Raw genomic sequence first — 20,134 nt, forward strand, 5'->3', positions numbered from 1 at the left:
TTGGTTCTTCGGACATTTCTGTGGGTAAGGGGTACGCTATGGCGCAGGTTTAGCCAGGGAGTAGCGCAATGGAAGGCAAGGAGCTGTACCAGAATTTGTTGGGTTTGAATGAACCGTGGACGGTGGAGCGAGTTGATCTGGACATGGCGAAGCTGCATGTTGACGTGCACGTCGCGCACCCTGCCGGTACCCGGTTTGCGTGTCCTGACTGCGCGGCGTCGTGCACGGTCTATGACCATTTGGCGGAGCGTGTTTGGCGGCATCTGGACAGTTGCCAATTTCTGACGTACTTGCATGCCCGGCCACCGCGGATTTCGTGTCCCGAACACGGTGTGCGCCAAGTTGGGTTGCCGTGGGCGGAGCAAGGCAGTCGGTTCACGCATCTGTTTGAAGTGTTGGCCATCGAGTTGCTGCAGGCCGCCAACGTCAAACGCGCAGCGCAGATCCTGCGCATTAGCTGGGATCAAGCGTGGCACCTGATGGAACGCGCGGTATTGCGCGGGCGTGCGGCCAAAGGCGCCGCCGTGCCAAGACAGATTGGTATCGACGAGAAGGCGATTGCGAAAGGCCATCAGTACATGACGCTGGTGTGCGACCGGCAAGCAGCGACGGTGGAGTATGTCGGGGAAGGTCGTACCCAGGAAAGCCTGGCGGCGTACTTTGCCGCCTATAGCAGGGAGCAACTTGCTGGGATCGAGGCGATCAGCCTGGACATGTGGCCGGCGTACATCAGCGGCTGCAAAGCGCACGTTCCGCAGGCGCAGGAGAAGATGGTATTTGATCGCTTCCACATCATGCAGCATGTCGGCAACGGTGTCGATCGCGTGCGCAAGGAGGAACACAAAACACTGCTGCAACAGGGCGACGAAACACTCAAGCGCAGCAAGTACCTGTGGCTCTACAGCGCCGAGAACATGCCTGCAGCTGCACGCGCCAGATTTGATCAGATCAAGCACGGCAACTTGAAAACGGCCCGCGCCTGGGCGCTGAAGGAATCGTTGCGGGGGATGTGGGCTTACCAAAGCCTCGGCTGGGCCAAACGGTTCTGGAAGCGCTGGTATTTCTGGGCCACGCACAGCCGCCTGCCGCCCATGATTGAAAAGGCCAAACTGGTTGCCCGGCACTTGCCCAACATCTTGACCTATTTTAATCATCGCATTACCAATGCCGTCGCAGAAGGATTGAATTCGAAGATTGCAACTGTACAAAAACGCGCCTGTGGCTTCCGAAATCGTGACAACTTCAAGATCGCCATTTACTTCCATTGTGGTGGCCTTGATCTTTATCCGGCATCAGTGACCCACAGGAAAGTCTGTTGAACCAATAATTTTATTAGACGCCAGATCCCAGCCGCCTGAGGTGTTTCCACCGGAACCACCTCCCACTTTTTGCTGCGTGTATTTCCACTTGACCCTGGAATATTTCAGGCTGACACTTTCATTCAAAATATCGCCCTCGGCTACGTAGGGCGTGACATTAGATATCAGGATATTTTCCAATTCAATTTCAAAATATTTGATCCGTGAACCATTGCCATCAGCCCTCAGAAATTCAAATTTAGCTTTTGGAATTGTTTTCCCGGAGGAGCAATTTTGCAGTAAGAGCGGTGTTGCCAGATCAGCTTGTTTTAGCAGGACGATATCCCTGTGCTCACAACGCTCGGCTGTGTGGCCGCCACCGGTCGAAGAGGACGTTGATTTTGGTTGCAGCACCTCCCACTGAACTGACTTGCACTCAATCCAATCTTTATGAATGTCATCAGTGGACTCCCCTTTAATTCCTTCAATTTGCAGATAAACATCAATTGCCATACAGGTTCCTTTCAGGACGGGCGGTTAAGATTTGCTTGCTTTGGGTAACTCGGCAACCAAACGTAGGGAAACGGATAACTCATCAAGTTGGAAGTGCGGGCGAAGAAATGACACAGCGCGATATACGCCTGGTCGCCCCGGGACTTCCGAAACCTGAACAGAAGCTTCGCGCAAAGGGAATTGCGCTTTGGCCTCCTGGCTGGCGTTGTCATCTAACAGAACATATTGGGTCAGCCAGCGATTAAGGAAATCTTCAACATTAGAAGCCGCAGCAAAGCTACCGATTTTGTCGCGCATCATCGATTTCATGTAATGCGCAATACGCGAGACAGCAAAAATATACTGAAGCTGCGCGGACAAAACCGCGTTTGCATTTGCTGAATCAGTATTGTATTTTTTAGCTTTTTGGGTTGACTGAGCGCCAAAAAATGCTGCGTAGTCGGTATTCTTACAATGCACCAGAGAGATGAAGCCTAGATCACTCAATTCTTTTTCTCTGCGATCTGTAATGGCGATTTCAGTAGGGCATTTAAGCGCTACCTCTCCTTCATCGGTCTTGAAAGTGTGGGTAGGTAAATTTTCAACCAGACCACCGCCCTCCACACCTCGGATCGCGGCACACCAGCCATAATCTTCAAAAGCAGCGGTCAGTTTTGTACCGAAAGAATAGGCGGCGTTGCACCATAAATATTTGGAATGATCTGTGCCGTCGACATCCTCAACGAAGTTGAATCCTTCGACGGTCATACCATCATTAGGGTGAAACGGAAGCCTCCCCAGAAATCGTGGCAGGGTCAATCCCACATAACGGGAATCCTCGGATTCGCGGAATGACTTCCACTTTGCATATTCGACAGTTTCAAAGATTTTGGCTAAATCACGCGGTTTTCCCAATTCATCGAAACGTTCCAATCCAAAAAGTTCAGGGGATGCCGCACTAATGAAAGGAGCATGCGCCGCCGCGGCTATATGCGACATCTGATCGATGAAATACATGTCTTCCGGCTGGCGGGTAATGTCAAAATCACCGAGCAATGATCCAAATGGAGATCCGCCAAAAGTACCAAACTCTTCTTCGTACACTTTTTTGAAAATCGCACTCTGATCAAAATCTAAGGCCGATTGAAAATCTTTAACGAGTTCTTTTTTGGATACATTCAATACCTTTATTTTTATATTCCCACTTGTGGTGGAATTAAAAACCAGGTAGTGCAAACCAGTCCAGCTACTTTCAATTTTTTGAAATTCTGGGGCATGCAAAATGGCGCTGACCTGATCTGAGAGCAAGCGATCAAGTTCTGCAATACGAGCATCAATTGTCGCGGCAAGATTCTCGGAAACAACCACCGTCCCTTGCATCACCTGATTCACTAATTCCGAAATAAGGTCTTTTGCGCGACTATGTTCCGCGCTGGATTTGGCAATTTTGCTATGCTCAACAATCTGATCGAGCAAACCGGTTTCCATTGTCGACTGCTGCATGGTTTCCGAAATGTTCTGGGCCAATGACATGTCAGACTCCTTGATTGTTGGTTTGCTGTTTAAGAATTGCCAGCTGCTCAGTATTTTTGAGTACCTCACTCAAAAGATCTTCCAACTTTTCATTTCCCGCCAGTTTGTTACGTAAATCCGCTAGCTTGGTACGTGCCTCAAGCAATTTCTTTAGTGGTTCAACCTGCTGCACAATTGCTTCAGGACGAAAATCCTCAAACGATTTGAACTTGAGCTCCACCCCAAACTCACCGCCCTCCTCTGTCAAATGATTCTCGACACGAAAGACGGCTTTGGGTTCGATACCCTTCAGCACTTCATCAAAATTGTCATTGTCGACATTGATAAATTTTCTTTCCTTGAGCTTGCCTTGTGATACTTCCGACTTCCCGCCAAAGTCACCCAGCACGCCCATAACAAAAGGCAATTCCTTTTTTTCTATGGCATCGCCGATTTCTACGTCATATGTCATTTGCACTCTCGGCGGCCTGACTTTTTGAAGACGTTTTTGCGTACTTTCTCTTTTCGACATGAAAACTCCAGACATTGCTGCCAAATAGTTAAGTTCTGCGAACAGAACACATTCCTGAATAAATATTTGCTACAAAAACATCGATCGCTATCGAATTTTTTATTGCAAAGAACCGAACGGAGTTCCGTCCGAACTCGAATCCCCCGGAGACCCAGGCTTCCCCGGGGTGATTATTTTGCGAGGGCGCATAAGCTTTGGCCTTGGTGGCGGCTGCGGGATCAATACAGACTCCCCCAGACTTTCACGTAAAGTTTTAGCAAGACCCTGCGCTTCCACACGAATAGATCCATTCAGATCATTCTGACTGCGCAGATCATTGAGTGCCTTTGTAGACAGCCGTAGCCCACTTACCGCAACGATGCTGTTTGCAAGCTTATCTTTGGGATCTCGCTGCAAGCCCTCAAGCGCATAAGCGATCGCATCAACATAGTTATCCGAATCGAATTTCATTTGAGCCAAACGTATCCACGGTGCTTTTTCAGCAGGAAAGGCGACGGTCCCTGCTTTTAATACGCGCGCTGCCTTGTCAATTTGCCCAGATTTTTTCGCAGCATCAGCCTCTGCAATCACCCCCTCAATTTTTCCCGATGCAGGCATATTCCCAGCACAAGAATTAAGCAGAAGCATAATTGCCATGCCTGATAGAAACTTCATTTTCAATGAAACTATTAACCCCCAACTTCCCGTTTTTTTAAGGCGCATATATATCACTATCCAAACGTTAAAATTATAAACTTTTACTCAAGTTTCAATAACAACCAAGATAAATAATAAAAGTATTAAAGAATTTTTGTTAAATATCCAATTGCTTAAAGATCAAGATATGCGTGATATTATGCCGCCCAATTTCATATAAAAAACATCCGCAAATAATTTTAATATTTATATTTAGTATTAATACGCATATCAAATTTAATGCAAACTCAGATACCATTTAGATGCTTAAAAGTCTTTAGTATTAATACCTTAATTTTTATTTAAATTTTATAATGCAATTCCCACTTCATATTATTTTTTTATGTATGCTGATCATTAGTCTGAACGGCTGTACTTTTTCTGCATTAGGTTCTGCTGCCGGATCTGTTCTGCAGATGGCGGGTATAGCAAAGTCAGATATTCCCGACGCACAAAAGTCTCCGCGCACTATCCATATAAAACTGCAAGCGAGGAAAAATCTGAACTCTGACAGTAACGGGACTCCGTTTGCGCTGGTAGTGCGCATCTATAAACTCAGACAAGAAGGGCCATTTCTTCAAGCCGCTTACGAGATATTCACGATGCACTCAAAAGAAAAAGATGCACTGGGCGCCGATTTGATAGAAGTAAAAGAAGTCACTCTGGTCCCAGGACAGGATTATGAAATACAGGAAAAAGTTTCGAGGGATGCCAACTTCATTGGAGTCGTTGCTCTGTACCGCGCACCAGTACCAGAGCAATGGAAGTTATCCGTGCCAATCGATATCGCTGAAAAAAAGGGGATTTATATCAATGCACATGCATGTGCATTAAGTGTTGATGGGGGTGTAATTCCAGCAGCCAAAAAGATCGGCCGGCAAAATATCGGCCGGGCCTGTCAATAAAGAAAGCGCGTCTGATTTCTGACGCATACTATTCACTCAAAAATGGCACTATGAACACATCAAAAATTTTATGGGGCGAAGGTTTGTTTCTGCGGCCCCAGCATTTTCAACAACAAGATCAGTACCACGAAAAACGCCTGCACGAAATGAGCGTGGCTCTACATCCCTACGTGTGGGGTGTTCTATCCATGGAAATCGACGAAGAGGCGCTAAAAAACAGTTCACTACGCTTTCTCCGCCTGTCAGTCATTTTCCAGGACGGTGAAATTTACATGGCGCCAGAGCAAGACGCTCTGCCTGCTGCGATAGATCTGAGCAATCTACCGCACGATCATCCGACTATTACTTATCACATCGCCCTGCCCTATCTGAAAGATACGGGAGACAATGCTTCGCAGACCGCCGAATACAGTCATGCACACCGCTATACGCAAAGCAATACAGGTACTTGCGACCTGTTCACCAAAGCAGCCGAGGCGGAACTGAGTTTTCTCAAAAAATCGGTGCGACTGGTATCCGGACTGGATCCACGCGCCTCCCTGACACATTTCCCGATAACACGACTACAGCGTTGTGCTGGCAATGGATATGAAGTGGATCCGACCTTCATCGCCCCAAGCCTGTCCATTAAAAGCGCCCCCGGTATTCGCCGCCGCTTGCATCAATTAATGGATGCGCTCCACGCCAAAGTCAGCGCCTTGTACGGACACCATCGTGAACCGAGTAAAAACGTCATCGAATTTCGTTCCGGCGACACATCATCATTCTGGTTTTTGCACACGGCCAGTTCTGCCTACGCCTCGCTCGCGCATTATTACCATCACCAGGACTTCCATCCAGAGCGCCTGTTTCAGCAACTTCTTTCACTGGCAGGGGCACTGATGACGTTTTCTAAAACACATACACTGACCGATTTACCCATGTACCAACATGACGACCCCGGACCTTGTTATTCCAAGCTGGATCAAATCATTCGAGACTTGCTCGACACCGTCATTTCTTCACGTTATTTTTCAATCGCGCTTTCCCAGACTAAGCCCTGCTATTTGCATGGGGTATTGGATTCCGGAAAAATCAACGAAAAAACGGCGTTTTATTTGGCAATCGGCGCCGATATTCCTGCTCTTGAACTGGTAGAGACGGTGCCGACCATCGTGAAATTAGGATCACCGGAAGATGTCGACAAATTCGTGCTGTCGTCTATGCCTGGCGTCAAAATTTCACATATGCCCCAAGTGCCATCGGTCTTGCCCGTACGCCCTGAAACCTACTATTTTTCATTAGAGAGCAAGGGGCCTATTTACGACCGCATGCTGCAAGCGCAGTCGATCTCGATCTACGTCCCCAGCAATTTCAAAGACCCCCGGATTGAACTTTTCGCAGTTACATCATGAACCACACTACACCCTCTCTTTTAAACGACATGTCCGACCGGCATCACCCCAATAAGGTGTCAAAGCAAACCAACTCTTTGCTTGATCTTATGTACGACGGTTTTTATGCGGCTTTTTTACTTAAAAACGAATGCGCGCCTCAGGACCTTGAAAATCTGACTTCGCAAATCCGAAATTTTCTGATTGATTTTGAAAAAAGCGCAAAAAAAACGAATATTCACCCTGAAGATATTGATGCGTCCCAATATGCCTATTGTGCAACGGTTGATGAAATCATTCTCCATTCATCCTTTGAAATCCGCGATGTCTGGGCGCGTCGCCCGCTACAACTGCTTTTGTTTGGCGATCAACTGGCAGGCGAACATTTTTTTTCTCGCCTCGAAGATTTGCGCGCAAAAGGCAGCGCGCATCTGCCTGCGCTAGAAATATTTCATCTCTGTCTGCTCATTGGATTCCGAGGGAAGTATTTGATAGAAGGTACCGAGAAATTGAATTACCTGACAGCACGTCTGGGAGATGAAATAGCGCGCATGAAAGGAAAGAGTGTCGGCTTTGCACCGCACTGGGAACGACCTGATCAGGTGAGCAACAAACTGCGTAACGATCTTCCGCTATGGGTACTGTGTTCAGTATTCTCATTGCTTGGACTAAGTGCGTATTTCGCCTTAAATATGATGCTATCCAAAGCGACGATGACGAGTATCAGCGGATATGGCGACGTGGTTAAGCTGGCGCCGCGACCAGCAAACCTGAATATCACTCTCCCGTAATTTACAGTTACCGGGCTATCAAGGTTGCGATACGCATCGCGATCATTGATATGCCCACTCCACTGAGGCGTCGCAACTCGCGAAAAACATCAACCCGGATTGAAGCAAGGGACGATATGTCTATCTTTCACTCAATCCGGCTTGCCTTCGGCTCGCCACATTATTGCTATCACAGCCAACAGAGGGATATTTTTAATCAGCGAGGCCATAGAATCCAGTCCCCATTGTTGTAACAATAAATTCATCAATAGCGCACCACCAACGATCAGTATTATTTGGACGGGCCAGATCCAACTACGGTAATAAAACAAAAGTGCCAACCCGGTAGCAGCTTGGGCAATAACGGCAACCAGCACGATTTCGCCAAACCAAGATGTGCTGAGATTTGACGGATAAGCCCCGCTGACCCAAGTAGAAATAGCATTAAGAAGCCAGAAGAGTGCGAAGGCAGCTCGAAGAATAGGACTACCCCAGGAAAAAACAATACCCGTACGCTGTTCTCGATGCGCAAAGCTCGCAGGAGCTTGTAACGGACGTCCCAATAACGCAGTAACAGGCCCGGCATCCGCAGTATTGCTCCCATCTGCGCTTTGTATCAGCATCTGAAGAGAGTCTGGAGTCAATGCGCTACTCGGAATAATCGCAGCAACACGAGCAACAATTTTTGCAATAGGAGTGGGCAACGGAAGTACGATTGCAGGAGGTGCTTGTAGGCCATGACGCAATGCCGCAAGATAATTTCCCATGCTCAGAGCGACCGGACCAACGACGGCCATTTCACGCGGTACTGATTGCTTCATGAATACCAACTTCACCAACGCAGCAACCAGATCGTCCACATGAATAGGTTGAACCATGGCGTCATTAGCCATGGGCATCATCAGAAATGGCAACGTGGAGAAAGCGAGAAATAATTGACTTCCTGGACCATCCTCGCCGTACACAAGTGAAGGCCGAACGATCGTTGCGCTTAATGGCCGCTGGAGTAAGTCGTGTTCCGCCGCACCTTTGCTGCGCCAATATTCGGTCGATGCATCAACACCACTTCCCAATGCCGAAACCTGAATCACACGCTGAATGCCGCGGCTTTCACAGGCCGCGAAAAGTGCCACCGGCGCTGCGCGATGCAGCAGGTCAAAATCGCCACTGCGGGCTTCCCGGATAATACCAACGCAATTAACAACAGCATCGACATCATCAAGGAGTGGCAACCAGGCTTGCTCAGTCGTCATTTTGGAAAAATCGATTTGGTGATGATTTTTTCTATCGGCTACGGCGCGGCGACTGGCACCGACAACGGAACACCCCGCATTCTCCAGCGCAGTCACAAGATGGCTGCCGATCAGACCTGTAGCGCCGAGAACCAGAACATTCATAATACTTCCTTATCAATTACATAAAATTCAGAGGATTAATGTGACTATTCGTTCGCTTGGCAAACGGCATCCGACTCCCAACGTCCTGAACAAATACGCCAGCGACACAACTCAGCCTCCATCGGGCTCAGTTGTTTGCATCTCTGCAACAATTGCGCTGGCGACTCTCCCTGCTTTCTAACGGTCACATCATCCGATCCCTGCGAGGATTTAAGTTTACTGGGTTCAGATGATTTATTAACAGGTCCTTGTTTGCTTATCGGCACATCCTTTGGTTTCCCCAAGTCAAAGATGCTATCACTGTTTGAGACTAATGCCGCAAGGATGTTGACATCGCTATCCGCCGCCGGTCCCGTCGGAAATTTTTCAGTGCGGGGTTTCGATGTAGCAGCCTCTTTTTTTGATATTTCGGTTTTCTTTGGACTTGGTTGCGGCACATTTTTTGGGGAATTACCATCCGGCTGTTTTTTAGTACCGGACACAGACTTCTTTTTAATATCGTCTGGCATCGATGACGTATGTTTCGGTAGTCGTATGACTTTTTCCTTCTCTGACAAAGATGCTTTTAATGCGCTCTCAGGCGTCAAGGCAGACGTTTCTTGCTCAGTCACAATATCATTTTGAATAATGGCCGCTTGCCCGATGTCCGATAAATGACGATGATTGTCCGATTCAGCCACAGTGTCCGATAGAGGCGCGGATAAACCTCCGGTAAGCGAAGAAGCTGCAATGGCAGGTATTTCCGGCACAGATTCGGACCGCACCTCAGCATGTTCAGGATCTCCTCCTGACGCAAGCAACATAAGCACACCGACCACCAATACCAAAGCAACGACTCCGGAGATACGCCAGAGCGCGCGGCGCTTCAGCGATGATTTTTTACTGCGTACTGCATTCCCATCTAACGCACTCAGGATACGAGGACTATCTTTGCCACCGTGCGTTGATTGAATCAACAAATTTGGTTTAACAGAAGCAGCATGAGATTTTTCAGATGATTTCAAAACAGATTTCTCCATATTACCAAGCCATAAAATGACAGAAAAACTTATAAATTAAAGATTTAAGATTAAAGAAAATTAATAAGTACTAATTTTTAAAATGCCGAATATAAATGACACCTTATATTCTATTTTTATAATGATGATGCAATTTTTAAAAATAAACAAAAATAAATTTCACTTTGATACTCGTCTCATTCGCAATAATTTAAAAGTACTAGAAAATAGACGTAATTTATATTTAAAAATAAATTGATGAATCTTAATTCTTTCAATGACAGTCAGAATAATCTGTATTAATAAATTCATTGACTCTCTATAAGTGCTTTTAGTCATTTTTAGAAGACGAAACCTCACATGAAAATAAACTCGTGTTTTTACTCGTTATCAGCCTGTATTTTTTATTGGTGTGCGGCATCGTGTGGCTGCTGCTATTTCCTGTTGCGCGAGAAATTATTTGCGCAGTCCTCCGCAATAAATGGGAAAGACTTTGGAAGCTGGCAAGTAGCTGGATGGCGCGCAGAGTTACGTCGACAAACACGTTACCGAAAAGACTGCTTGCAACGTCTGCGAAAACATCCCGCTATCTGCAACAACATCGCCTGATATTTTTAATAGTGGCAGCAGTGATTATTTTCCCGCCACTGGCAGCATGGCTTTTCAGTGGGAAAAATATGGTTGTCAGCTATGAAGAGAGCCGGCTAGACGTCAACACACAAATAGCGGACTTATTGAAGGGCGAACAATTAGTTCCACCTCCGCCATTACCACCCGATATTTTCAGCACGCAGGAGGTAACGCAACTGCGACCGATGCTGGCTACGGCAAGCAGGAACTGGCAAGCGTTGGATGCCGATTTTACGCAGCGTTTGCTGCTGACATTCAAGATCATGCGAGAAAAACACGACTATGAAATGGTCATTATTGAGGGCTACCGCAGTCCTGAACGGCAGAATTCACTCGCCAAAATGGGAACAAATGTTACGAATGCAAAAGCCTTCCAGAGCTATCACCAGTACGGCCTGGCTGCCGATTCTGCCTTCATGCGTAATGGGAAATTACTTATTTCCGAAAAAGATCCATGGGCAATGCGGGGCTATCAACTCTACGGAGAAGTAGCCGAATCAGTCGGACTGCATTGGGGCGGACGCTGGAAGATGATGGATTTCGGTCATGTCGAATTGCGGAAGCCCGGAGTGATTGGAAAATAAAAAAACAAGCCCGAGCATCAATACATACGGCAATCTTTTTCTGATTACATTCATCACTGTCAGGGCGATCTTCAATAATCGTCCTACAGTCAAACAAACGACTTACTTATCTCTATGCAAGCATTCTGGAAATTATTGACTCATTCGCGCACATTGACTGCCATAGGTTGTGTTGCATTAGCAGCGATCTTATATCTTGGAGCGAGTAGCCTGGGTATTGGCATTATCGGAATAGTCATCATCCTATGCGCATGCATTGCTACAGGCGGGCTCGCATGGTGGTACGAGCGCTATCGCACCCGGCGCGATTCGGCAAATTTAAACGGCATGCTGGAAACTCAGGCCGAAACGGGCGCAGACAAACCGGATGTGAACGAGACCGATGCACTCCGCACACGCATGTTGAGCGCCATTTCGAGAATCAAAAATTCACGATTGGGAGAAAAATCAGGGGCAACGGCCTTGTATGAACTGCCCTGGTACATGGTTATCGGCAATCCGGCCGCCGGGAAAAGTAGCGCCATATCCAATTCCGGCCTGCATTTTCCATTGCAGGATAAAAATAGTCATATCGTCCAGGGTGTCGGCGGCACCAGAAATTGCGACTGGTTTTTTACCACGAATGGCATCCTCCTCGATACGGCAGGCCGTTACTCAGTGTCTGAAAAGGATCGCTCTGAATGGTTTAACTTTCTCGGACTATTAAAAAAATACCGTAGCCGCGCTCCTATCAACGGCATCATTATTGCGGTCAGCATTGCGGAACTGATCAGCAGTCGCCCCGAAGTTGGCGAGGAGTTAGCCAAGAATCTGCGTGAACGGGTTCACGAACTGACAGAACGACTGGAGGTCTATGCGCCGGTGTACATCATGTTCACCAAGACGGACCTGGTCAGTGGCTTTACCGAATTTTTCCAGGAAATGGAATTGACGGAACAAGACCGGGTCTGGGGCGCAACTGTCCCGTACAGCACTAAAAATACGCCTCAAGATGTTCTGGCACATTTTGATATGCATTTCGACCGCCTCTATGAAGGACTAAAAGAAATCAGTCTGGCCAACATGAGTTTTTATAATGGCGACCGCATGCCGCCAGCCATTTTCACCTTCCCGCTAGAATTTGCCGCCATCAAACCCGTGTTGCATACCTTCATGGCAACCCTGTTTGAAGACAATCGCTACCAATTCAAACCCGTCTTCCGTGGATTCTATTTCACCAGCGCAAAAAAAGAAGGCACGAGTTCGAGTACATCATCGGAACGCGTCGCGCATCGCTTCAATCTGAATGTGCAATTATTTAAATTACCGAAATTAGAATCCGAAGAAGACCCTGTGGAAAATACAACACCACACGGATTATTTCTGCGCAACCTGTTTGAAAAAGTCATCTTTCCCGATAAAGATTTGGTCAGGCAATATGCAAGTCGTCACAAGATGCGTTTGCGCTATGCCTTTTTTTTCGGTGCCGCTATTCTGCTAGGCCTGAGTCTCGCGGGCTGGAGTTGGTCCTACATCGGCAATCGTCAGCTGGCCGACAACGTGCAGGCCGATCTGGACAAGGCCATCAAATTGCAGGAAAAAAGACTCGACTTGCAATCGCGATTGGAGGCGATGGAAATTCTTCAGGATCGTATTGAGCAATTACAAAAATTCAATCGAAAGCACCCTCTTTCTCTTGGATTCGGTTTGTATCAGGGAGAACTTCTGTCGCAAAAATTGCGCGAAGAGTACTTCTCAGGAATTCGGGAAATCGTTTTAAAACCAGTCGCTTTCAATATTGAAACCTTCCTGACTGAAATGAACACGCATGCTGATGCCCTGCAACCGATGTCCCAACCAATGAAACAGGCGAACGGCTCCGCAACAGACTTTACGCAGGCCTCGGCAGCGAAAATTGATAGCGTAAGCAGAGTCACTACAGTCAATACGCCATCACCAACTCAAAGCCAGCAACCCTATACAGATGCGTCTCCGAGCAACGTCGAAGATGCCTATAACGCCCTGAAAACATATCTGATGCTGGCCGACAAAACGCGCGCTGAGTCTGGCCATCTGAACGATCAGATCACGCGCTTCTGGCGTGCATGGCTGGAAAGTAACAGAGGCAACATGCCGCGCGAGCAGATGATTCGTAGCGCAGAACGACTGATGACATTTTATCTTTCCCAAATTAACGATCCATCGTGGCCAACTATCGACAACCAACTGACTCTGGTTGACCAGTCACGCGACAATTTGAGGCGGGTAGTTCGTGGAATGGCGGCGCGTGACCGTGTCTATGCCGATATCAAGGCGCGCGCCTCGACACGGTTTCCCTCTGTCACGGTAAGCCGCCTGCTCGATGATCAGGACAAGGAATTAGTGCTGGGAAGTTATGCTATTTCCGGAGCATTCACGCGAGAGGCCTGGGAAAAATATGTCCAGGACGCGTTCAGAGACGCCGCCAATAAAGAATTACAAAGTGCCGACTGGGTTTTAAAAACCGCTACCAACGATGACCTGACGCTTGAAGGAAGTCCAGAGCAAATTCAAAAGGCACTGGTCATGCAATATAAGACCGACTATGCAAGAGAATGGCAAAAATTTGTCCAGGGCGTCAGCATCCCTGATCTTGTCAGTTTCGACAATGCAGTTAAAGCCATGAACCGTTTCGGTGATCCGTCAAGTTCACCGATTAACAAACTGGTCACGCAGGTCCATCAGGAAACTTCCTGGGATAACCCGACAAGTGGTGGTTCGGTTCTGCAACAGGCTTCAAGCGGTTGGGGTGACTGGTTCTCGCAAACGATATTACGAAGATCGCCCGCGCCTGTCGTCGTCAACACCACAAACACGACCACGACCGGATCGTCTCCCATGGGTCCCGTGGGAAAAGAATTTTCTGGCGTCGCCCGCATGCTCATGACTAAAGACAATAACGCATCATTGATGCGCGGCTACATGGACACCTTGTCCAAGCTGCGTACGCGCTTCAACCAGATAAAAAATCAGGGCGACACAGGCCCCGGTGCCAACCAGCTGATGCAACAAACATTAAATGGCAACGGATCAGAACTGGCCGATGCACTCAAATATGTTGATGAACAAATGCTGACAGGAATGAGCGATTCTCAAAAACAGGCCATACGTCCAGTCTTGGTGCGCCCATTGATACAAGCTTTTGCGGTCACTGTCGTCCCCACTGAAGCTGAAATAAACCGCACATGGCTGGCGCAGGTCTATGCCCCGTTCAAGGAAAAACTGGCAGATAAATATCCATTTTCAAGCAGCTCAAAAATAGAGGCGACCAGTTCAGAAATAGGTCAAATATTTGGCCCGGAAGGTAGCATCGCCAAATTCGTGAATGCATCGATGGGCCCGCTGGTGATTCGTCGTGGCGACGCATTAGCAGCAAAAACATGGGCAGATATGGGCATTCATTTATCACCCGCCATCGTAAGCAATTTTTCACGCTGGGTTGGCCCGCTGGGCGCCAATGGTGCGGGAGCCGCCGGCAATAGCGGCAGCGCACCCGCCGAAGCACAAACCATGTTTCAGATTCTGGCATTGCCAGCGTCGGGAACGCTGGAGTACACCATCGAAATCGACGGCCAGCAATTGCGCTATCGCAATACGCAGTCACAATGGACCAATTTTATCTGGCCGAACCCACAGGGCACGCCAGGGGCGCGTATCACCGCGGTCACGTTCGATGGGCGCACGATTGAAATCGCCAATCAACCGGGACGATTTGGTCTCGAACGCCTGATCAACAGCGCTACCCGGACCAAAAAAGACGGCACTTTTGAACTGAGCTGGAGCAACGAAAAAATCACGGTCCCCATTAATTTGAAAATTATCAGCAGTCCACAGGTCAGTGCCAAATCAGCCGATGGAAGCGTGCAGCAAAATCAAGGATTCCGCGGCATGGTTTTACCCGAAACTATCGTGGGTGCCATGCCAGAAGTCTCGCCGGCAAGAATCAATACGGGAGTACAAGCGCAATGAATTCAGGAGAAAAATTGGCTCATATAGCGTATTTTGGAAAAATTCCCAGTCGTGGCGACTTCATCAAGGCAACCGATAACCTGCCGCTGGTGACGATTCTGGATGAATGGCTGGCGCATGCCATGGAATTGCTGGCCACAGAGCCCCGCTGGAAAATTGCCTACGATGCGGCCATGCCTATGCATTTCGCCTTTGTCGGACCGCATAGCAAACGCGCTATTGCAGGACATCTGGTTGCCAGCCGGGATCAGGCTAAACGGCGTTTTCCCTTCCTGGCAGTTTGCACGGCCGAAGTCGAAGATCCGCTCGACTTCATCAACCAGAACCCTATGGCTTTTTCACGCCTATGGAGCTGGCTGGAAAGTCAGGTCGCGACAGTGCTTGCCGCTCAGGATCCTGCTGAATCATTGCGCCAATTAACTGTCACGGATATCCCCTTACAGTTGGGACCTGGCGCTTACCAGGCGGTGTATTCCGATTTCACCGAAATCCAGACCATGGGGTCATTGCAGCAACTACTGACCCATGCAGGATTCCCAGGGTCCTTGCGTCAGATGATATTGGCATTAGGAATACTGCTGCAACCCTTGCTGAATAATGCCGACCAGCGCCTTCAAAAAAATCTGGTGATCCCCCTGCCCGACGATCCGCTCTATAAAACCCTGACCGCCTCTTTTTTGCTGCACCTGATTACACCCTTCATCTTGCACGATCACTTTGAACTGGCGATCATCCTCACCCGGCTCGATGGCAAGTCGGTCATGATCATCGGCTTTAACGGCGCCTCGCCACGCACCCTGCAATCCATCATGGATAGCCAGATTGCCTCCGATAACCACATTTCCTTCGACGAGGCCAGTTGGGTAGAAGAGCCGGTCAGCCAGAATTCCCGCCTCCAAAAATTATCCAGCTATCTGGCGCAATCCGCCCTATCGTTAAAATCAGCTCATGATTCGTATCGTGATGCATTTATTGGAGCCTGATGCATGCGTCCCTACTCCCCCATTCTCTCCCCTATTTTCTCTCTCCTTCTGGCCGCCACGATCATGCCGCTGCTGAGCGTGGCGCAAAATATCGCCCCACCGGTCGCCATGCCCAAACCCGGACAGGTCCTCATCAGCGGCACCGTTCCCGATGAAGCCAGCAAGCAAAATGCGTTAAGCAAACTACAGGAAATTTATGGCGTCGACCGGGTAGTCGACCAGATTTCCATCGGCCCGGTAGCACTACCGGCCAACTGGAATACTTACGTGCAGAAACTCATCAATCCCAGTTTGAAATTAGTCAGCAGGGGACAGCTGGCCATCGATGGCAGCAACGTCAGTATCAAGGGCGAAGTCGACAACGAAATGCAGCGTCAACAAATTGCCAGCGAGATGGCAGGTAATCTGAATCCGACTTACACCATCAAAAACGGATTACGGGTGTCCGCGTCAGAACAAAACATCCTCGATCAAACCCTGGCTAATCGGACCATCGAATTTGAAAGCGGACAAACCACCATTACTGCGTCAGGAAAACGCATCCTGGATGAAATGTCCGCCGCTCTGTTGAAACTGCGGGGCAAAAAACTGGAAGTTATCGGCCATACGGACAATCTTGGACTGCGCGCCAGCAACCTTTCCCTCAGCAAAGCCAGAGCCGATGCAGTCAAAGAATATTTAGCCCAGAAAGGTGCCAATCCGGATGACATCAGCACCTCCGGTCAGGGTCCCGATCGGCCGGTCGTTCCCAACGATACCGTGGACGGACGTTCCCGCAACCGGCGCATCGAATTCAGAGTTGCACGTTGAGACCACTGAACGCGTCCAACGGTCATTACCCGCTGAGATTGATCCGGGCATTCGCTTAATCGGCAGCTCACTCGCTGGCTTAAGCGGGTTTAGTCGACCTTCATCCATGACGCTTTTTAAAATCACATGGCACCCCATCCCGGCTGTTGCCCATTTACACACGGAGAGCATCTATGCTGTCAATCGCCCATTTACTCAAACCCATCAGTCCGTCGCAAGCCTGCGGCACCGATCTGTCTTTTTCCAGTGACTTTGACGCCATCGTAGAAGCACGTCGCTTCGACGATGCCTCTCTTGATCAAGGCGAATGGGTCACCCAGATCAAAGAAGCAGACTGGCATTTTGTCGTCGACAACTGCGCCCGCTTGCTGGCTGACAAGACCAAAGATTTAAGGCTGGCAGTCTGGTGGACGGAAGCCAACGCCAAAATCCGTAATTTACGAGGATTGGGAGAAGGCTATCTTTTGCTGGCAGGGTTGAGCGAACAGTATTGGAATGATCTGCATCCTGTTCCCGATCCGGACGACCAGGAATTACGCGTGGGTAATTTGAGCTGGCTGCTGTCGCGCTCTGCTGGTCTGGTACGCGAGATGCCGATCACTGAAGGTCGCCATACCGGGTTTTCATCTATGCAGTTTGACGCCGCCAAACGTGCTGGCGACGAAAAAAAACTAGCGGAGATGGAGTCCGCCCGACGCAAGTCCTCCGCCGCGTTCTATGAATCCTTGCTCGCGGATGCGCATTATTGCCGCCAGGGTCTGCAACGAATGGAGCAAGCGATAGACGAAAAAACCGGTCAGGACGGACCGGGTTTTTCGGGCATCAGAGAGGCTCTGGAAGAGGTGATTTTCAACATTGGCCGTTTCGCACAAGAAGCCGGGATTGCCACCAATACCAAGAGGCCGGGTTCAGACCCCTCCGCGCCCGAGGCAGGCAAACCAGCTCCCGGCGCTCCTCAAGACGCGACACTGCATTCTGCCCGTACCGATGGAACAATCCTTAGCCGGAAGCAGGCATTGATGCAGTTGCGTCTGGTCGCCGACTTTTTCCGCCGGACTGAGCCGCATAGCCCCGTTGCCTATCTGGTGGAGAAAGCGGCGGACTGGGGCGACCTTCCTCTGCACAACTGGCTGCGTACAGTCATTAAGGATGGCGCAGCACTGGAACATGTAGAAGAATTGCTGGGCCTGAAAAAGACCAACTTGCCCGGTAATTAAACCTTGATGCAATTTCATGCCAACGCCTTTTTGGACACGCGATAAATGCATCTTCGGATAAGAACGAATAAGCCCGAATAAGCCTGAATAAGCACTGCAAACGTCGTCGGGTCACAGCGAGAAGCGCAGCTCTGAAATTGTACTGCGCGGCAGATTAATCATCGATTTTCTGGGGCCTGTCGCTGCATTTGGAGTACCCTCGGGCTTCTGAATCGAATCTGCTCTGGGGGATGCGCCACACGCATTCTCATTTTTCACAGGATGTGACATGCCGTTGCACTCTCTTTATTCTCTCTCGGAAATACGCGCCATCGAGCAGACTGCCGGTGCTGACCTGCCGCTTGATGCATTGATGCAGCGAGCGGGCCAGGCATGCGCCGAAACAGCGATGACTCTATGCGCCGAACTTCCATCCGACGCGCAACAAGCACAACGCATACTGATTCTGGCGGGACCGGGTAATAACGGCGGTGATGCGCTGGAAACAGCCTATCGTTTAAAAAAATCCAGTCTGGCGATCACCGTATTGCTACTAGGCGACCCGCTGAAATTACCTGCCGCCGCGCAAGCAGCATGGCAACGCGCCAGCGACGCTTCGGTAGAAATCGTGCAATGGACTGATCTCGATACGCAATTGCCGTTTATCCCCTCACTGGTCATTGACGGCCTGTTTGGCATAGGACTGAGCCGACCGCTGGAAGGCGCGGCGCGGGCACTGATAGTGCTAATCGATCAACTGCACTGTCCTGTCCTGGCAATCGATGTACCAAGCGGTCTTGATGCCGATACCGGCAGCGTAGTGGGTGGCAAGGCTGGCTGCGCCTTACGCGCTACGCGTACTCTCACCATGCTGGGAGACAAGCCGGGCTTGCATACCGGGGACGGTCCGGACTACTGCGGACATATTGAAGTGGCCGCGCTCGGACTGGACATGCAGCAATTCCCCGCTGCGCAAGCCTATTTGACTAGCAAAGAAATTATCTTCGACCACTGGCCGGCGCGCCGACGCAATTCGCACAAAGGCAGCTATGGCGACCTCATCGTTGTCGGTGGCGCTGATGGCATGAGTGGGGCTCCGCTGCTGGCCGCCCGCAGCGCTTTGTATGCGGGAGCCGGACGGGTATTTGCCGCATTTGCCGGTGCTGTGCCGGCATTCGACCCGGGGCATCCCGAATTGATGTGCCGCGACGCCCACACCCTGGATTTTTCCACAGCCACGCTGGTGATTGGCACAGGTCTCGGCACTAGCCGACATGCCGCCGATCTGCTCGTGCGCGCCCTGCATGCGCCAGGAGCGCTGGTAATTGATGCCGACGCACTCAACCTGATCTCCGGCGAACCCGGTTTGCAACACATTCTGTCAAACCGACGTAGCGCGACCATCCTCACTCCGCACCCGCTGGAAGCAGCCCGACTGCTCGGCTGGACTGCGGCAGAAATACAGAGCAAGCGACTGCATGCAGCGCGTTTGCTGACGCAACGCTTCAATGCCGTGGTGATTTTGAAAGGAGCCGGTACGGTAATCGCCGCTGGCAAAGAAGCGCTGGCCATCAATTCCACTGGCAACCCGGGATTGGCGACAGCCGGAACCGGCGACGTGCTAGCCGGCTTGTGCGGCGCCTTACTGGCACAGCATATGGAAGCACATGCCGCCGCTGTGGCAGCAGTCTGGCTGCACGGCGCGGCGGCCGATGCACTCGTTGCTCAAGGGATAGGCCCGGTGGGCCTGACTGCCAGCGAATTACCGGTAGCCATCCGACGCCTGCTCAATGAACGGTGAGCGCTAATCGGAACGATGGTGAAGAGTCTCTGATCTTGCGATTGCGCGGCAGAATCTCAGGAATGCACTTCTTGCCCTGACCTTGCGCGCCGACATTGGCCTTGATGAAGGCTTGTTGCATACGGTAGTCGGTATCTCTTCAGCGCCACAAAAACTTGCGCAACGGGCTGCTGGTCAGGTGCCTTGTCGTA

General features: G+C 49.8%; 17 protein-coding genes. 10 read left to right on the forward strand and 7 right to left on the reverse strand.

The genetic code is table 11. The features are described from left to right. The first annotated feature begins 68 nt into the window (after positions 1-68). Positions 69-1,319 carry an ISL3 family transposase gene (locus RGU70_RS11915; RefSeq protein WP_322207916.1) on the forward strand — a complete coding sequence of 417 codons (1,251 nt, stop codon included), beginning with the start codon at positions 69-71 and terminating at the stop codon, positions 1,317-1,319. Here RGU70_RS11915 and RGU70_RS11920 read toward each other — a convergent pair. From RGU70_RS11920 to RGU70_RS11935, 4 genes are all read right to left on the reverse strand, one after another. Next, complete coding sequence (locus tag RGU70_RS11920) at positions 1,293-1,811, reverse strand: type VI secretion system tube protein Hcp (protein WP_322209615.1); 519 nt, start codon at positions 1,809-1,811, stop codon at positions 1,293-1,295. The two genes, RGU70_RS11915 and RGU70_RS11920, sit on opposite strands and share 27 nt — an antisense overlap. A gap of 24 nt (positions 1,812-1,835) precedes the next feature. Further along, complete coding sequence (tssC, locus tag RGU70_RS11925; RefSeq protein WP_322209616.1) at positions 1,836-3,323, reverse strand: type VI secretion system contractile sheath large subunit; 1,488 nt, start codon at positions 3,321-3,323, stop codon at positions 1,836-1,838. Position 3,324: 1 nt separating this feature from the next. After that, positions 3,325-3,834 carry a type VI secretion system contractile sheath small subunit gene (tssB, locus tag RGU70_RS11930; RefSeq protein ID WP_322209617.1) on the reverse strand — a complete coding sequence of 170 codons (510 nt, stop codon included), beginning with the start codon at positions 3,832-3,834 and terminating at the stop codon, positions 3,325-3,327. A 99-nt stretch (positions 3,835-3,933) separates the two neighbouring features. After that, on the reverse strand, positions 3,934-4,536 hold the full coding sequence (locus RGU70_RS11935) for a tetratricopeptide repeat protein (protein ID WP_322209618.1): 603 nt from the start codon (positions 4,534-4,536) through the stop codon (positions 3,934-3,936). Positions 4,537-4,823: 287 nt separating this feature from the next. Here RGU70_RS11935 and tssJ point away from each other — a divergent pair, with 287 nt between their 5' ends. Genes tssJ through icmH form a run of 3 tightly spaced genes read left to right on the forward strand, consistent with a single transcriptional unit; the run spans position 4,824 to position 7,578 of the window. Continuing rightward, the gene (tssJ, locus tag RGU70_RS11940; protein WP_322209619.1) at positions 4,824-5,414 is read left to right on the forward strand and encodes a type VI secretion system lipoprotein TssJ; all 591 of its coding nucleotides are present in this window, start codon (positions 4,824-4,826) and stop codon (positions 5,412-5,414) included. A 50-nt stretch (positions 5,415-5,464) separates the two neighbouring features. Next, positions 5,465-6,808, forward strand: coding sequence for a type VI secretion system baseplate subunit TssK (gene tssK, locus RGU70_RS11945; protein ID WP_322209620.1), 1,344 nt, complete (start codon positions 5,465-5,467; stop codon positions 6,806-6,808). Further along, entirely contained in the window at positions 6,805-7,578 is a 774-nt protein-coding gene (icmH, locus tag RGU70_RS11950) for a type IVB secretion system protein IcmH/DotU (protein WP_322209621.1), read from the forward strand. Before tssK ends, icmH begins: the two co-directional genes overlap by 4 nt. A 131-nt stretch (positions 7,579-7,709) precedes the next feature. On the opposite strand, the gene RGU70_RS11955 is transcribed toward icmH, so the two are convergent. Further along, entirely contained in the window at positions 7,710-8,954 is a 1,245-nt protein-coding gene (locus RGU70_RS11955; RefSeq protein WP_322209622.1) for an NAD-dependent epimerase/dehydratase family protein, read from the reverse strand. A 44-nt stretch (positions 8,955-8,998) separates the two neighbouring features. Then, positions 8,999-9,973, reverse strand: a complete 975-nt coding sequence (locus RGU70_RS11960; RefSeq protein WP_322209624.1) for a hypothetical protein — start codon at positions 9,971-9,973, stop codon at positions 8,999-9,001. A gap of 353 nt (positions 9,974-10,326) precedes the next feature. Here RGU70_RS11960 and RGU70_RS11965 point away from each other — a divergent pair, with 353 nt between their 5' ends. The 6 genes from RGU70_RS11965 to RGU70_RS11990 all read left to right on the forward strand — a co-directional run bounded on the left by RGU70_RS11965 (position 10,327) and on the right by RGU70_RS11990 (position 19,943). Then, positions 10,327-11,166 (forward strand): M15 family metallopeptidase, encoded by an 840-nt coding sequence (locus RGU70_RS11965; protein ID WP_322209625.1) that lies wholly within the window; start codon positions 10,327-10,329, stop codon positions 11,164-11,166. A 114-nt stretch (positions 11,167-11,280) separates the two neighbouring features. Continuing rightward, positions 11,281-15,153 (forward strand): type VI secretion system membrane subunit TssM, encoded by a 3,873-nt coding sequence (gene tssM, locus RGU70_RS11970; RefSeq protein WP_322209626.1) that lies wholly within the window; start codon positions 11,281-11,283, stop codon positions 15,151-15,153. 14 nt (positions 15,154-15,167) lie between these two features. Continuing rightward, positions 15,168-16,136: a type VI secretion system-associated protein TagF gene (gene tagF, locus RGU70_RS11975; RefSeq protein ID WP_322209627.1), complete on the forward strand. Its 969-nt coding sequence runs from the start codon at positions 15,168-15,170 to the stop codon at positions 16,134-16,136. 3 nt (positions 16,137-16,139) lie between these two features. After that, entirely contained in the window at positions 16,140-16,946 is an 807-nt protein-coding gene (locus RGU70_RS11980) for an OmpA family protein (protein ID WP_416186515.1), read from the forward strand. Between the two features lie 173 nt (positions 16,947-17,119). After that, the gene (tssA, locus tag RGU70_RS11985) at positions 17,120-18,163 is read left to right on the forward strand and encodes a type VI secretion system protein TssA (protein WP_322209628.1); all 1,044 of its coding nucleotides are present in this window, start codon (positions 17,120-17,122) and stop codon (positions 18,161-18,163) included. Positions 18,164-18,431: 268 nt separating this feature from the next. After that, a complete protein-coding gene (locus RGU70_RS11990) occupies positions 18,432-19,943 on the forward strand; it encodes an NAD(P)H-hydrate dehydratase (protein WP_322209629.1) in 1,512 nt (503 codons plus the stop codon). Here the strand turns inward: RGU70_RS11990 and RGU70_RS11995 are convergent. Next, entirely contained in the window at positions 19,930-20,064 is a 135-nt protein-coding gene (locus RGU70_RS11995) for a hypothetical protein (RefSeq protein WP_322209630.1), read from the reverse strand. The two genes, RGU70_RS11990 and RGU70_RS11995, sit on opposite strands and share 14 nt — an antisense overlap. Between the last annotated feature and the right edge of the window lie 70 nt (positions 20,065-20,134).

This window comes from Herbaspirillum sp. RTI4, assembly GCF_034313965.1.
In the GTDB taxonomy this organism is placed as follows: domain Bacteria; phylum Pseudomonadota; class Gammaproteobacteria; order Burkholderiales; family Burkholderiaceae_D; genus Herbaspirillum.